The organism is Noviherbaspirillum denitrificans, from assembly GCF_002211445.1.
In the GTDB taxonomy this organism is placed as follows: Bacteria; Pseudomonadota; Gammaproteobacteria; order Burkholderiales; family Burkholderiaceae_D; genus Noviherbaspirillum; species Noviherbaspirillum denitrificans.
In genome coordinates, this window is record NZ_LSTO01000002.1 from 203,187 (window position 1) to 219,199 (window position 16,013).

9 protein-coding genes and 1 pseudogene are annotated in these 16,013 nt (G+C 61.2%); 3 read left to right on the plus strand and 7 right to left on the minus strand.

Annotated features, from left to right (window positions below; genetic code table 11):
* The 4 genes from AYR66_RS24485 to AYR66_RS24500 form a co-directional block, all read right to left on the minus strand.
* The coding region (locus AYR66_RS24485) for a CinA family protein (RefSeq protein ID WP_141104325.1) at positions 1-378 on the minus strand (378 nt) is incomplete at its 3' end.
* 42 nt (positions 379-420) lie between these two features.
* On the minus strand, positions 421-2,688 hold the full coding sequence (locus AYR66_RS24490) for a CHASE2 domain-containing protein (protein WP_088710169.1): 2,268 nt from the start codon (positions 2,686-2,688) through the stop codon (positions 421-423).
* Positions 2,689-2,706: 18 nt separating this feature from the next.
* Positions 2,707-4,335: an HD family phosphohydrolase gene (locus AYR66_RS24495; RefSeq protein ID WP_088710170.1), complete on the minus strand. Its 1,629-nt coding sequence runs from the start codon at positions 4,333-4,335 to the stop codon at positions 2,707-2,709.
* 58 nt (positions 4,336-4,393) lie between these two features.
* Entirely contained in the window at positions 4,394-5,128 is a 735-nt protein-coding gene (locus AYR66_RS24500) for a 3',5'-cyclic-nucleotide phosphodiesterase (RefSeq protein ID WP_474647549.1), read from the minus strand.
* On the opposite strand from AYR66_RS24500, the gene AYR66_RS29090 reads away from it, so the two are divergent.
* Positions 5,015-5,476 (plus strand): hypothetical protein, encoded by a 462-nt coding sequence (locus AYR66_RS29090; RefSeq protein WP_170942358.1) that lies wholly within the window; start codon positions 5,015-5,017, stop codon positions 5,474-5,476. The genes AYR66_RS24500 and AYR66_RS29090 overlap by 114 nt on opposite strands.
* A gap of 33 nt (positions 5,477-5,509) precedes the next feature.
* Positions 5,510-7,873, plus strand: a complete 2,364-nt coding sequence (locus AYR66_RS24505; RefSeq protein ID WP_088710172.1) for a GspE/PulE family protein — start codon at positions 5,510-5,512, stop codon at positions 7,871-7,873.
* A gap of 104 nt (positions 7,874-7,977) precedes the next feature.
* On the opposite strand, the gene AYR66_RS24510 is transcribed toward AYR66_RS24505, so the two are convergent.
* The 3 genes from AYR66_RS24510 to AYR66_RS24520 are packed head-to-tail and all read right to left on the minus strand — an operon-like array spanning position 7,978 to position 15,367.
* A complete protein-coding gene (locus AYR66_RS24510; RefSeq protein ID WP_234815079.1) occupies positions 7,978-8,844 on the minus strand; it encodes a FecR family protein in 867 nt (288 codons plus the stop codon).
* Positions 8,813-13,756, minus strand: coding sequence for a two-partner secretion domain-containing protein (locus tag AYR66_RS24515; RefSeq protein ID WP_088710174.1), 4,944 nt, complete (start codon positions 13,754-13,756; stop codon positions 8,813-8,815). Before AYR66_RS24515 ends, AYR66_RS24510 begins: the two co-directional genes overlap by 32 nt.
* A gap of 21 nt (positions 13,757-13,777) precedes the next feature.
* Entirely contained in the window at positions 13,778-15,367 is a 1,590-nt protein-coding gene (locus AYR66_RS24520; RefSeq protein WP_088710175.1) for a ShlB/FhaC/HecB family hemolysin secretion/activation protein, read from the minus strand.
* A 302-nt stretch (positions 15,368-15,669) separates the two neighbouring features.
* Here AYR66_RS24520 and AYR66_RS24525 point away from each other — a divergent pair.
* Positions 15,670-16,013 (plus strand): annotated as a pseudogene (locus tag AYR66_RS24525) (MASE1 domain-containing protein); the annotation flags it as partial.

Consider the following 16,013-nt stretch of genomic DNA (forward strand, 5'->3'; position numbering starts at 1 on the left):
GCGTGTCGTCCCCTCGTGCTCGAAACCCCAGGCAAAGCAGATGGTGCCCGGAGGAATGCCGTCCGCGGGGGCCGGCCCGGCGATGCCGGTGTTCGCCACGGCGGCAGTCGCCTGGCTGTTGCGCAGCGCGCCCTCCACCATTTCGCGCGCGACCGCTTCGCTGGTGAGGTTGTACTTTTCAATGGTGGCCGGATTTACGCCGAGAATCCGGCACTTCGCCTCGGGCGCATAGGTTACGAAACTGCACTCCAGCCAGCTGCCGCAGCCCGGCACGTCGCCGAGTATGGCGACGACCAGGCCGGCGGTGCAGGATTCGGCGGTGACGAGGCGGAGTTTGTTGCGGTCGAAATAGTCGGCAATGCGAGGAAGGTTTTCCATGTCTTTCCCGTGATGGTGTCCACAGGTAGACAAGGTGTTTCGCTATTTGGTTTCGAAGGTCGTGACGCCGTCCCAGTCGGCGCCAGGGGGATCTTTGCGGAAGTGGGCGATACGCTGCAGATAGAGCGTGTACAGGACGCTGTCCGGATGCGCGGCCAGCAAGGTGTTGAGCAATGCCTCGGCCTTGTCCCATTCCTGCGCACGGACCAGCGCGAGCGCCTCGTGCCATTTCTCGACCTCGGCGCGCAGCGCCGGGTCAAGTTCCGTGTCGAGCGCGAGCGGCTCGAAGATCGGCACCGGTTCGTTCTTGCCCTTGACGCGCACCCGGTCGAGTTCACGGTAGGCAAACTGCGGCGCGGCCGCCTTGGTTGCCTCGCCCACCGCGACACCGGCGCCATACACCTTGGTAATGCCTTCCAGCCGCGACGACAGGTTGACCGCGTCGCCCATCACCGTATAGGCGCGGCGGATCTTGGAGCCCATGTCGCCCACGCGCATCTCGCCCGTATTGAGGCCGATGCCGATCTTCAGCGGCGGCCAGTCGCGGGCGATGAAATCCTTGTTCAACGCCTTGGCTGTCGCCTGCATCTTCAGCGCGGTAGCCACTGCGCGCGATGCATGGTCGGGCAGTTCGACCGGTGCACCCCAGAAGGCCATCACCGCGTCGCCGATGTACTTGTCGAGCGTGCCGCGGTTGCCGCGAATGTCTTCCGACATGGCGGTCAGGTAGATATTGATGTACTCGCGCAGCGCATTCGGATCGAGGCCTTCCGAAATGGTGGTGAAGCCGCGCACGTCGCAAAACAGTACCGTAAGCTCGCGGCTTTCGCCTTCCATGTTGTAGTTTTCGGGATTGGCCGCCATTTCCGCCACCAGTTCGGGCGCGACATACTCGCCGAACAGGTTGACCATTGCGCGACCCTTGCGGTACTCGAACAGGTAGCCCCAGGCGATGTTGAAGATGAACAGCGCCGCCACCAGCAACAGAGAGACGGCAATGGGTACGACCCAGTTCAGCTGCTGGTACATCGCAAGGTTGGCGCCGACCACTGCCGCCATGGCGCCCAGCGACGCCAGGATGGAGAGCAGCGGCGAAAGCAGCGGCAGCAGGAGTCCGAGCACGATGCCGATCACCAGCACCTGCGTCAACTGGAGGCCGATGACGAAGTCCGGCTCCTGCTTGAAGGTGCCGTCCATGATCGAGGAAATGATGTTGGCATGCATTTCCACGCCGGGATAGTCGGTATTGACGGGCGACGGACGCAGGTCCTTGAGACCGGCCGAGGTGGTGCCGACGAGCACGATAGTATCGGCCAGGTGATCCATCGGCACCTTTTCCTGCAACACGTCGACCGCCGACACATAACGATACTGCCCGCCGCGCGGGCCGCCCCGCCCGCGATAGTTGATGAGGGCGGTCATGTTCCGTTCGAGCGGGATATAGGTCGGCTTTGGCTTGGTGTTGAGGTGCAGTGCCTTCAGCGCTCCATACGTCCGGTGCTCCTCGCCGCTCAGGCGTGTCTCTTCTTCCGTAAAGAAGATCGGCTTGATCCTGCTCGCGCCGAGGCCGACCCGCGCGGTCGCCAGCGCGAGGGATTCGTAATACTGGTCACCGACGCGTGCCAGCAGGCTGAGCCGGCGGATCGTGCCGTCCGGGTCCTGGGTCGGGTTCATGAATCCGCCGCCCTTTGCCGCCACCTGCAACTCTTCCAGGTTGCCGGCGTAGGCCTTGTAGCGCGCCGAGTCGATTTCGCGCCCGCCAAGGTCGGTCGTTGTGAATGCTGGTGCGGGCAGCTTGCCCTTGGTGATGGCATCGGGTTCGTTGGACAGGAAATAGCCGAGGACCGTGGGACGTCCATCGAGAGCGGCGGCAAGGTGGTGGTCGTAGTCGAAACGCGGCTTGAGCGCGCGAACCCGTTCCGCGAAACCGGAAATATCCCTGAACTCCTTGCGCGCCAATCCTTCCAGCGTGCCGAAACCCGAACTGGTATCGACTTCCGAGAAGATCACGTCGAAGCTGACCGACTTGACGAAGTATTTCTGGTCGAGCGTCTCAATCAGCTTCGCGATGACATTGCGGCTCCAAGGCCAGCGTCCGACTTCGGCGATGCTCTTCTCGTCGATGTCGACGATCACGACGCGCGGATCCAGCTCGCCCTTCTGCACGCGCATGCGCATGTCGTAGGCGAGCACGTCGAGGCGTTCGATAAAGGGAATCGGCGGGAGATAGGTGATCTGGAGCGCAGCGAGCAGCGTCATGCCGAGGGCAATTGCCCAGCGCGATCCCAGCTTCGATATGAGACGTACCATATCTCCCCGGCAGGACGGTCAGGGCGTATAGCCCGGAATCTTGTACACATCGACCTCGTCGATCTGCGCCGGGTCCATGAAGCGCTGCGCATACTGCAGGTAGACCTGCTTGCGGATGAAGACGTCGAACAATGCCGGATCGATGTGGTCGCGCAACACGAAGCCGCCGAGGATTTCCAGCGACTCACTGAGCGTCTTGCCCTTCTTGTAGGGACGGTCCTTCGCGGTCAGCGCTTCGAAGATGTCGGCGATCGCCATCATGCGCGCCTGCACTGACATCTGGTCGCCGCGCAGGCCGCGCGGATAGCCCTTGCCGTCCATGCGCTCGTGGTGGCCGCCGGCGTATTCCGGCACCTGCTGCAGGTGCTTCGGCCAGGGCAGCGACTCGAGCATGCGGATCGTGACCGAGATGTGGTTGTTGATGATTTCGCGTTCCTGCGCGTTGAGCGTGCCGGCGCGGATGGTGAGGTTGGTCACCTCCTCCTCGCTCAGCAAATCGCGCTCGAAACCATCCGGCCCGATCCAGCGGTAACGCGCGATATCGGTCACGCGCTTCTGCGCATCGGGCGACATCGCTTCCGAGCCGATATTGGCAAAGCGCAGGAAGTCACGATCGGCATCGAGCTGTGCCAGCTCGTCGGCGAGACTGCGATTGATTTCGTCATGGCGCCTGGTGTCGCTGCCTGCGGCAAGCTTTTCCTTGAGCGCGCGGATCTCGGCGTCACGCTTGAGCACTTCGAAGCGCGCATCGACCACGTGGATGCGGTCGAACAGGGTTTCCAGCTTGGTGGCCTTTTCGACCACGTGCACCGGGGTGGTGATCTTGCCGCAATCGTGCAGCAGGCCGGCGATCCACAACTGCTTGCGATCGTTCGCGGTCATCCGGAAATCGGCGAGCGGCCCGGTGTCGATCTCGTGGACGGCATCGGCCAGCATCATCGTCAGCTCGGGCACATGCTCGCAGTGGCGCCCGGTGTGCGGCGATTTTTCGTCGATGCCGATGTTGATCAACTTGACGAAGGATTCGAACAGATTCTCCAGCAGCTTGATGAGCTTCTGGTTGGTCATCGCGATCGCCGCCTGCGATGCCAATGCCTCGATGAAGCGCTGGTCGGTGTCCGTGAAGGCGCGCGTCTGGCCGGTGGCCGTGTCCTTCGCGTTGATGAGCTGGAGCACGCCGATGACATCGTTCTCGTGGTCCATCATCGGCACGGTCAGGAAGGACTGCGAGTGATAGTTGAAGGTCTCGTCGAACTTCCGCATGCCGGAGAAGTTGAACACGTCGACCTTGTACACGTCCTTGATATTGACCGATTTGCCGGTGTTGGCCGCATAGGCGGCCACTGCGCTGAGGTTCTTGGCGCCGGTGGCGGTGTACAGCGGGATATCCGGGATCTCGATCTTGTGTCCGCTGGTGCCTCCCTGGTGCATGCCCAGCGTGTCGTTCATCGAAATGTTGAAGCACAGCGCCTGCTTGTCCTCGCGCGTGATGTACAGCGTGCCGCCGTCGGCATGGGTCATGCTCTTGGCCGCCGTGAGGATGCGCTCAAGGAGCAGGGGCGTGTCGTGGTTCGTGCTGAGCTCGACGCTCAGTTCGGTCAGGCGCTCCAGTCGTTGCGCGATGTCTGTGTAACTCGAGTCACTCATGTATTGTCGGACGCATTGTGCAGCATGCCCGGCCGCGATCCGGCCGGATGGTACTTCTTCAGAAGATGAATTCATCCCCGCATTTCAGCGCGCGGAACGGGCGCCCTTCTCCGTCGTCCGCCAGCTCGCGCATGATCTGGTCTTCCTGGCCCGGCTTGAGGTGATAGATCAGGAACTCGACCGAGCGGTCCACGCCGCGGATATCGTCGATCAGCGACCGCGGACAGAAATGCATCGATTTTGCCGCCAGCTCCATGTCGGCATTCGTGAAGGAACAGTCGACGATGACCTTGGACAGTTTCTTCTCGGCCTTCAGGGCGGTCCAGAGTTCCGGCGTCGACGCCATGTCGCCGGTGAAAATGAATCCGGCACGTGCGCTGTTGACCAGGTAGGCAGCTGATCCGACCGTGTGGTTGACCGCGTGTGGCGTGAGGCGACGGCTGCCGATGACAATGTCCTTGCCGGGTTCCACTGTCTGCCAGCGGAGCGACGGCTGTTCGTTACTCGGAATGGCGGCGAAATCCGGCCAGAGCACCCAGTTGAAAAGATGCTTCTTGAGTGATGCGATGACTTTTTCCGTGCCGTGCACGGTAATCGGCGAGGTGCGCTTGCCCTGGATCGAGTCAACCAGCAGGGCAAGTCCTGCGACGTGGTCGAGATGGCTGTGTGTAATGAACACGTGATCGATGCGCACGAGCTCCTCGACGCCGAGATTGGTCAAGCCCGTTCCTGCATCCAGCAGAATGTCATCGTCTACCAGCAGGCAGGTGGTGAAACGTTCTCGTCCACCAATTCCTCCGGCACATCCAAGTACCTGCAATTTCATCATGCGGCGCCCGGACTGGCCGGGCAGTTTGTTGTGTGCGGCGCATCAAGGGAAACCGGCCACGCCGCCCATGTCGAACGTATCACTTCTACCGAGCTCATGACGCGCCTCCCCGTTGCTTTTTTGAATGATTGTAGACTGAATCGTTCGGATTGCGGCTTTTTCGTCAGCCTAATGCTGACACCAAAAATTAAGCCGCGTGCAATGATACATTTTCGCAACGCGATCCATTATGATGGAAGGATATGCCTTCAGAGGCAAATGACAATACATCGCTCCCATGTCCACCCACCCTGCCGCATGGAGAAGCGTTGATAAAAATGAAACAACCGTGATGGACGAACACTCATGAGCGCGGTTCTCGGTACTCCCCGAAATTCCCCCGACGACGCCAACCTCCGCCTGGCGTTCTTCAAGAAGCTGCAAACCGTCACCAACAAGATCCACGCGACCAGCAACCTGGATGAGATCATGCTCGACCTGTCGCAGGATATCTGCGACCTGTTCGACGCCGACCGCCTGACCCTGTACGTGCTCAGCGAGGACAAGACCAGCATCGTCTCGAAGATCAAGACCGGGCTGAATTCGTTCAAGGATTTCAAGCTGCCGATCTCGGGACAGAGCCTCGCGGGATTCGCCGCGCTCTCGCGCCGCGTGCTCAACCTGCGCGATGTCTATGACGACAAGGAACTGAAATCGCATTCGCCAGACCTGCATTTCCAGCGCGGCGTGGACCAGGCCACAGGCTACCGCACCAAGCAGATGCTGGTGGCGCCGCTGATCGACGAAGCGAAGGGCGAACTGCTCGGCGCGATCCAGCTGATCAACAACCGCTCGGGCGAATCCTTCAGCAGCGTCGCCGAGGAAGGCATCAAGGAACTCTGCAAGACACTCGCCATTGCCTACACTCAGCGCCTGAAGCCGTCACCACTCATCCGCTCCAAGTACAGCATGCTGGTGGAGGATTCGGTGCTGTCGGCGCCGGAACTCGAGCTTGCCGCGCGTTCGGCACGCCGCAAGAACGATGACATCGAAGAAGTCCTGATCAACGAGTTCCAGGTCAAGCAGACATCAATCGGACAAGCCTTGTCCAAGCATTTCGGCGTGCCCTACGAAGCGTTCAAGTCCGACCGGGTCAAGCCGGTGGATCTGCTCAAGAACCTCAAGCGCGAATTCGTGGAGCAGAACCTGTGGATTCCAATCGAGGAAGGCTCGGAAGGCATGGTCATCCTTGCGATCGATCCCGAACATGTGCGCAACGCGCGCGTGATCAACAACATCTTCCCGAAGGCGAAGCTGGTCTACCGCGTCACGACCAACCGCGAATTCCGCCAGACGCTGGACCAGTTCTACGGCGCCGAAGCGGACCTGACCTCGGTCGGCGACCTGTTGTCAGGCCTGGAAGACGGCGATGATGAAAGCAGCGACCTGTCGGAAGCCGATCTCTCCGCCGCCGCCGAGAACGAGCTGGTGAAGCTGGTCAACAAGATCATTATCGATGCCTATCGCCAGAACGCATCGGACATCCACATCGAACCGCGCCCCGGCAAGGAAAAGACCATCATCCGCTTCCGCAAGGACGGATCGCTGGAACCCTACATCGAGATCCCCGCGAGCTACCGCAATGCGCTGGTGGCGCGCATCAAGATCATGTGCGACCTCGACATTTCCGAGCGCCGCAAGCCGCAGGACGGCAAGATCAAGTTCAAGAAATACGCACCGCTCGATATCGAGCTGCGGGTGGCAACCATCCCGTCCGCCGGCGGCGTCGAGGATATCGTGATGCGTATCCTGGCCGCGGGCGAACCGATCCCGCTCGACAAGCTGGGCGTGCTGCCCAACAACCTGGAGCGCCTCAAGGCGGCGGTCAGCAAACCCTACGGTCTGTTCTTCGTTTGCGGACCGACCGGTTCGGGCAAGACGACGACACTGCACTCGGTGCTCCACTTCCTCAACACATCGGAAACCAAGATCTGGACGGCGGAAGACCCGGTCGAAATCACGCAGAAGGGCTTGCGCCAGGTGCAGGTCAACCGCAAGAGCGGCCTGGACTTCGCCACTGCGATGCGCGCTTTCCTGCGCGCCGACCCGGACATCATCATGGTCGGCGAAATGCGGGACAAGGAAACGGTAGCGATGGGCATCGAGGCTTCGCTCACCGGCCACCTGGTGTTTGCGACCCTGCACACCAACAGTGCGCCCGAATCCATCATCCGCCTGCTCGACATGGGCATGGATCCGTTCAATTTCGCGGACGCCCTGCTCGGCGTGCTGGCCCAGCGGCTTGCGAAACGGCTTTGCTCGAAGTGCAAGCAGGAATACGAACCGTCAGACGATGAACTGCGCCGGCTGCTGGCCGAGTACTGCGAGGAATTGAAGAATACCGAAGCCTTCAAGGATGAGAAGGCGGGACTCGACGGCGTGCTTAACCAGTGGAAGAAGAACTATGCCGACAGCAACGGCAAGTTCAAGCTCTACCGGGCTGTCGGCTGCGACCAGTGCAGCAACGGCTACAAGGGCCGCGTCGGCCTGCACGAACTGATGATCGGCACCGACCGCCTCAAGCGCCTGATCCAGGAACACAGCCGCGTCGCGCAACTTGTCGCGGCGGCGCTGGAAGACGGCATGCTGACGCTGAAGATGGACGGCATCGAGAAGGTGCTGTCGGGGATCACGGACATCAAGCAGGTGCGGACGGTGTGCATCAAGTGATGTGCCCGTAGTGTGGGTAGAGCGAAGCGAAACCCACCGCGCGCTCAGGATGCGTTGAATGGTGGGTTTCGCTTCGCTCTACCCACCCTACTCCATTTGAACGGCTACCGTACTTCGCAATCGACTGCGCTGCCGCCAGACGAACTACCCGCTCCACCCTGCGATCCGGTGTTCACGTTGAACGTCGGCGGCGGCGAGAACTTGATGCCCGGGTTGTTGGGAAGGACAACCGGCGGCTGTACCAAGGTCGCCGTATAGCCGAACTGGCCCGCCGAGAAATTCAGCGAACCTCCCCTGTTGGACAGGTTGATCAAGCCATCGATGACCTGCACATACAGGCCCGGCGCAAGGCCGCCTCCGCCCGGCTGACCCGGCACCTGCGCCACGCGCAGCGGCAGCACCTGCAGCGGCACCGCCGCCGGCATGTCGCTGCGCACGTCCGTATAACCCGACGGCGTCATTGCCGCCATGCTCGCCATGCCGTAGGCCGCCACTGCCGCATCGTCCGGCGCCACATATTCCGCAATGAAGGTCGTGCCGCGGATACCGATCGTCGCCGTCGGCGTGTTCATCCCCCACTTTTCCTTGTTGCGCTTGCCCAGCGTGCCGGTCACCGCGCGCAGCCCGCCCTTGACCAGGTCGAAGGCCGCGCTGTCCTTTTCCGGCTTGTCCGCCTCGAAACTGAAGTTCTCGATCTTCAGCTGGGTATTCGGCCGCAGCGTAATCTCGCTGTCATCGATGAACTTGATCCGCGCATAGGTATCCTTTTCGGCGACCAGGATGTCGCCCTGCTCCACCGACGACTTCACCGCCAGCACCTTGGCCGTGCCGTCCGCCTTCTTCGCCACCAGCGGTCCGCTCAGGTTGGCCACCGTGCCGACCACCTGCGCTGCCCATGACTGCGTTGCCAGCAGCAGCGCCGCCATGAACAGCAGCCGCTTAGTTGCAATACATTTTCCGGACTGGCTCATTTTTCTTCGCTCCGCTGTCATCCGTCGAGGATAGGGTCTTCTTGTCGATTTTCTTTCCTTCGCTGCCGGAACCGCCGCCCGACGAGCTACCGCTGCCGGGAAGCATCTGGTTCGACGTGATCAACGCGATGGTCGTCAGCACGATGTTGGTGTTGTCGATCACCGTTTCCGTGATGATGTTCGGCGGTGACGAGGTCGAACCTGTGCCGGTGCCGGGATCGGTCACCGGAAGCACAACGACGCATTCCGGCGCCGACGGGTTCAGCACGCACTTGCTGGCCGTGGGGATCACCACCGAGCAGCCTTCCAGGGTCGGCGCAGCCGAGCATTGCGCCAGCGTCGGCAGCACCACAGTGCAGCCGGCGGTGGTCGGTGCCGCCGTGCAGGTGCTCAGCGCGGGTAGCACCGCGGAACAGCCGGGCTGGTTCGGGAGGGCCGTGCAGCTGCTCAGCGTGGGCAGGACGACACTGCATCCGTCTTGCGCCGGATTGATCGTGCAGCTGCTCAGGGTGGGCAGCACTGCCGTGCAACCAGCCGTCGACGGCGAGGTAATGCAGGCACTCAGCGGCGGCAGTACCACCGTGCAGCCGGGCTGCGTCGGGTTGGTCGTGCAGCTGCTTAGCGTCGGCAGCACCGCCGTGCAGCCTGCCGTTGCCGGTGCGGCCGTGCATGTGCTCAGCGTGGGCAACACCACCGTGCAGCCGGGTTGCGTCGGGTTCGCTGTGCAACTGCTCAGCGTCGGCAGCACCGCTGTGCATCCTGCCGTTTCAGGTGCGGTGGTGCAGGTGCTGATGGACGGCAGCACCGCGGTACAGCCGGCGGTCGTCGGCGCCGTCGTGCAGGTGCTCAGTGTCGGCAGGACGGCCGTGCATCCGGCCTGGGTCGGATTGGCCACGCAGGCATCCACAGTTGGCAGGACCGCAGTGCAACCCGCGGTGGTCGGCGCCGTCGTACAGGTGGCCAGCGTTGGCAATACGTCCGTGCAGCCCGCCAGTGTGGGATTGCTCACGCACTGGTCAAGGGTCGGCGGCGGTGGTGGGGGGACCGAACTGCCAGGAGTCTGGAGCGATACATTCGGTCCGGTCGGGACGCTTGTGCCGCCTACGCTGTTGGCACCGAGCGTAATAACCCCCGAAGATGATGTCACCGGACGGTTGATGGTCAGGACGTTGCCCGTGAAGGAGGATGAGGCCGAGCCCGCGATCAGATTGATGTTTCCTCCGGCAGACACGTCTCCGTTGATCGTCAGCGGAAGCGCTCCGCTCGTCGTGATCGTTACTGATCCTGACGGTGCGCTGACAGCCGTCATCGCCGTTGGCGTCAGCGCGCCCACTGTAAGTGCGGAAAAGCCCAGGACATCGACACTGCCTGCCGCCGTGTCCAGCTTTGAAATGAGCGGCGCTTGTATATGGAGGCCGCCGGCACCGTCGATACCTCCGGTACCGGCCGCCGTCACGCTCACATTGCCGGCGATGATATCGGGGCTGAACGCGGAACCATATACCGAGCCTGTGGAATCCAAAGTTACAGTTCCCGTGCCTGCATCGACCACCGCAGACAGGTCCATCACATCTGTCGCGTTCCCTGCCAGGGTAAGCGCGATACTGGAATTGCTCGTCGTCAGTCCGCTGATGCTATACGAAAAGGTCGGGCCGCTGCCGCTGATGTCGCCAATAACAAAGGACTGATCATTCTTGAACGAAAATGCCCCGATCGATTCGCCGGCCAGTTGCGAAACGTGGTTGGTGGACGTCGCAAGGTTCACGCTGCCCCCTGCGACCACCGCCAGATTGGCAACATCGATCGGACCGGTCTGGGTGACGTTTCCAGTAGAGAAAAGGCCGATGGTCGTCGTATTGGCATGGCGATCAGTGATCGCGCTCGAGGCAGTGGCCGTTATGCCTGCAACCGTGAGATTTCCCGAATAAGGAACGCCGGCGCTATTAGGGCCGATGGCAATCACAGGAGAATTGATCTTCCACAGGTCGGTCACGGACAGGCAGCCTGCGCCGCAAGTAGCGCCCACTGTTATCGGCAGCCCAGCCGTCTTTGAGGAGATGCCCACGATCGAGCCAGTGATCGCAGCCGATGCACCAAGCGTCAGGCTGTCAGTGGAAAATTCAATATCGTCGGCGGCGATACTGGCGCCAATACTCAGCGCGGCTGTCTTCAACACGAGGGTGTTGGCACTGCCGGCGGTGATGGAACCCGGCGCGGTCGTGGCGATCGAACCGGATCCCGATGTAATGGTTAGGTCCTTCGGCACAGTCATGGCCGCGTTGACCGAGACCGCCCCGCTTGAGGTATAGATCTCGAACGGGCCCGTCAGATTGCCGGGTGTTGTCAGGTCGAGGGTGCCGACAACCGATACGGCACCGGTCGGGACAGCGAAAACATCACCGATCTTCAGCGTGCCACTAGTCTTGACTGCCGCAAGGTCCGCTTGCGAAAGTGCAAGATTGGCGCCGTCGACTGCGGCGCCACCGATATCGATGTTTTTTGCGGCATTAAAAGGCTTTATTTGAACATTGCCGCTGCTGGCATCGATCAAACTGCCGCTGAGGTTGATGACATTTGAAGTCAAGGTCACCATGCCGCCGCCGCTCGCGATCTGCGCGCCCGCCGCAAGATTAATGCCATTGGCACCGCTCACCGTAAGTGTGACGTTGCCACCGTTGCTAGTTATAGGTCCGGCTGCGGCCACATCAATTCCGTTGTCCGCTGCCATTGCGATCGAAGCCCCCTGCGCAACAACCGGAGCCTGCACGCTGATACCAAAGCTGGCACCGTTCTTGATATCGATAATGCCGTCCGCCGCATTGACGCCGTCAGCGCTAGCGACGCCACCATCGTAAATAATGAGATTGGTGCCAGTATTGCTGATTTTGATCGAACCAGAATTGGTGCTCTTGGCATTAAGGAAGTTGGCATTGATATTGGCATAATCAGCCACACTTGACCCATGTATGCCACCAACGGAAGTCATCTTCAGGTGATTTGCCGTGATAGTCGTCGTATTGGAAACATTGATGTCGCCACCTGAGTTGAGTGTGATATCTCCTGCAATGCCATCTCCAGCACTAGCATTGATTTGGGCGCCGCCCAATGTCATGAAATCACCTGAGGTCACTGAAATGTTGCCACCGTTCGACGAAGGATCTGTCGTCGTAATTGCACGCACAACTATGTTGCCGCTCGCGCTCAATGCAACTGATCCACCGTTGGTCGTCAATTTTCCGACGTTGATGTTCGCAGCCTGCGGTGACGTGCCAGTACCGGTCTGCATGGTGATGGTGCCAGTGCCCTGCGTCTTGAATTCGAGGTTGACACTGTCGGTGCTGCTAACAAGATTGATGCCAATCGTGCCACTGCCATCGGTGGACGCGTTGCGTGTGCGCATGGTCAGATTCGAGTTGTTTGGCAACGTCACAAGGTTAGAGAACGTTCCCGTGGCAGTAATGTGATCCGTCGATTCGAGGACAATATTGGTCCCGGGCGCAAGACCCTCCAGCTCCGATTGGTAAATGTTGGACACACCTGCTGAGGTCAAATCCGGATCCGCAAAATTCACCGTCCCTGTGGTGCCAGCACCAGCAAACGTGTTGGTACCATCAGGTGAGGTACCATCACCGTCGCCAGATCCCCCTACAAGAGTGATAACAGCGGGGTCAAGCAGCAGTGTTCCACCCTTGCCGATGGGAGCAGAAACGTCAACCCGTCCACGATGTTCAAGCATCTGCTTTCCCGATGATTCCACGAATCCGCCGTCACCACCGTTTGCGCCACCACGCGCAGAAATGCTGCCGTAGTTTCGTGTGACTTCATCCGACCACACAATCACCTTGCCGCCGTCGCCGTTCTCGGTCGCATCGGCTTTGATCTGCACATCCTTGCCAACATAGGTGCGTTTGGCGTTCTGCACGCCTGAATTCTTGCCCTGGTAATCCCCACCCACCAACACCGTGCCGCCGCCCTGCTGTCCGCTGGCGTCGATCACCGCATCGCCTGTCAGCCCGACGCGCTCGCCCAGCACCTGGATCTCGCCGCCCTTGCCCGCGCCCTTCGCGCTGGTGCGGCTGCCTGCTTCCACCAGCGTGTCCCGACTCGCCTTGAGCACCACCTTGCCGTTCTCGCCCACCACCGCGCTGTCGGCATTGATCACCCCGCGCTGCTTGACCAGCGCGCCGTAGATGCCCGTCCTGCCGCCCTGCGCAATCACCTGGCCCAGGTTCAGCGCTTCGCTTTCCGGCGCACTCAGCACCACCCGCACGTCCGGGTTGAGCGAATCGACCAGTTGCACCGTGTGGCCGGCCGCCAGCATCACATCGCCTTTCGGGGAAGTGATGATGCCGCTGTTTTCCACGTTCGGCGCAATCAGGAAGACCTGCCCGCCGGATGGCGTGGCAATCGTGCCTTCATTTTTCAAGTTACCGGCCTTGTCGCCTGCCTTGAACAGCATCCTGCCGTTGAGGAAGTCTTCGTTGCTGATGTTGAGCGTGGAGGCGACCAGCCCGTTGACGTCGACCTGCGCGCCCTGCCCGAACAGGATGCCGTTGGGGTTGACCAGGAACACTCGTCCATTCGACTGCAGCGCGCCCAGGATCTGCGACGGGTCCTGCCCGGTGATGCGGTTGAGCACCGCGCTGTTGGCGTTCTGCTGCAGGAAGCGGGTCAGTTCACCCGGATTGATCGAAAAACTTTGCCAGTTGAGGATCGTGCCCGGCGTGTTGGTCACCGTCAGCACGTTGCCCTGGTTGAGGAAACTGGCCTGGCCGTTGACGACCTGCGGGCCGAATGGATTGGCCAGTGCCGTGCCGAAACAGGTGCCCAGCAGGATCGGGAGCAAACGGCGGCGCAACGCAACCTGGCGGGATGCGATCTGCTGCGCACGCTTGGCGGCGTTGGTATTCATTGAATTGTTCCGCGTCGAAGTTCAATACGTCAGACCAAGCCTGAAATGCAACTTGTTGTCGCCCTTGAGCTGTGTCGTGCCGCCGTCGATGACGTGGCCGTAATCCATCTGCATCGTCATGTACTTGCTGACGCTGACGCGCAAGCCGACACCGATGCTGCCGATCGATGCCCTGGCAATTTCTCCTGCCAGCGCATTGTTGCGTCGTACCGTTGCGGTGTCGTAGAACACCAGCGCGCGGCACTGCGCGGCGACCGTCTCCAGCGAACCGCAGAAGTTCGGCGTGTAGACCTCGGCGCTGGCAAGCAGGCCCTTGTCGCTTGAAATGTCGCGCTCGTCGAAGCCGCGCACCGTGGAGGCGCCGCCCGCGCCGAACTGCTCACCCGGGACGAGGGAGTCCGGGCTGTACTGGCCCGCCAGCGAGAAGCGCAGCTGCCAGTCTTGCGGCAGCAGACGACTGTAGCCCGCGCTCAGGCGCATCAGGCTGTACCCGGCGGGAGCGCCGGCGCGCACACGGTCGAAATCGGCGCTCTTGCCCTTGTCGCCACCGGGGATGTTGCGCATGCCGGTCACGGTAAAGCTCAGTTCACCGTCGGCGGTGCCGAGGATGCCGGTATAGGCAACGCTCAGCGGATGGACGGTGACGTCGTTGCCGAGCTGGACGCCTGACAGGTCGACGTTGTTCTGGAATTGCTTGTAGTCGAGGCCGTAGGTGATACGCGACTCGTAATCGCCCGCACGGCGCAGCAACTGGTTGTAGCGTCCGCCGACGACCGTGCCGCGGCCGCTCACTTGCAGGTTGACGATGCCGGCCAGCACCGAGCCGGAATCGACGTCGGAGTAGCTGGCGAAGAGGTCGACCGAATCGCCAAGCGCGTACAGCGGAATGTGGTAACCCACGCCATAGACGCTCACCTGGCTTGGCTTTTCGAGCGTGGTGGTGTATTGCACGCTCATCACGTGGTCCCGGTCCAGCATGTTGGCGTGCTGGAACTGCATCGTCAGCTGGGATTTGCCGGTGTTCGCGTTGCCGCTGTTGTCGAGGGTGGCGCCGACCTTCCACACCTTGTCGTCGGTCACGCCCAGGACAGCATTGATTTCGTCGTCCTTGTCGCCAGTCTGGAGTTGCAGCGTGGTTTTCTTGGCCGGGTTCTCGTTGGCCAGCCTGAGGCTGGACGAAACATCACCGAGGTTTGGCACCTGCCCTTCAGTCAGTGCCGGCAGACTGCGGCGGATGTTGTCCTCGCTGAAAACGGTGTTGCCCTCGACCTTCACCTTGCCAAGCCTGGTCTCGACGACCTGCAATCGGACCACGCCCTGGTTCAGTTCCTGCTCGGGCAGGACAACCTGCACCACGTTGTAGCCGCGCGCATGGTAGGCGGCTTCGAGGGTTTCCAGCGCCATTTGGACATGGCCGAAGTTGCGTTCGCTGCCGGCAAAGGGTGTGAGCAATCTGTCAACTTCTACCGCAGGAAGCAACGTGTTCCCTTCGACTGCAAAGCGGGTGATCTGGAAGTGACCGATGGGATCCGACTCGTCGGCGGCAAAGGTGGAACCGGCCAGGACGGTGAAAACCGCACCGGCAATCAGACGCGATAGTGGATGTCTCATGATGTGGACTTGACCCTGTTTGTCTCTGGTTCTTGTCGGGAGGGTGTTACAACTAATTACATCTTTTCCAGTTAGTAACTATAGCCCAGCGATTTGATTAAGCTCAAAGGAATTTTCGTTTTGTTATCACAATTCCCATGTTGACGCCGGGGATTTGTTGTATCGCTGTCGTAACGAAGAATGCGGCCCGGCGGCGGTGCATGACGCGGGGTGATTTGAGGATGTTCAACGGAGGCCGGGACCGTTGCTGGCATAGTGTTCCGGTCGGCCAACACGCGCCGGACGTCATCGAAAGGCCCGGGATGAGGCTTCCCAGCAATCCGTTTTCCACGCCGGGCGGGCGTCGGCTCGCTGTTGGTGCTGCTTTCCTGCTTCGCTTTCTGCTCCTCACGGGGCTGTATGCACTTGGCGCTCGCCTGTCGATGCAGTTTTCGCTACTGCCCGGCATCGTCAGTTCTCTCTGGCTACCATCCGCCATCGCCTTGTGCGGCTGCCTTGCCTGGGGCATCCGTGTCGCGCCCGCGATCGCACTCGGCGGCTTGCTCGCCTTTGCCGGACGCGGACTGCCGCCGGTGGCCGCCGCCGTAACGGCGGCAGGCGCAATGACGGCGGCGATCGTCGGCACCTTGCTGGTCCGGCACCTGTA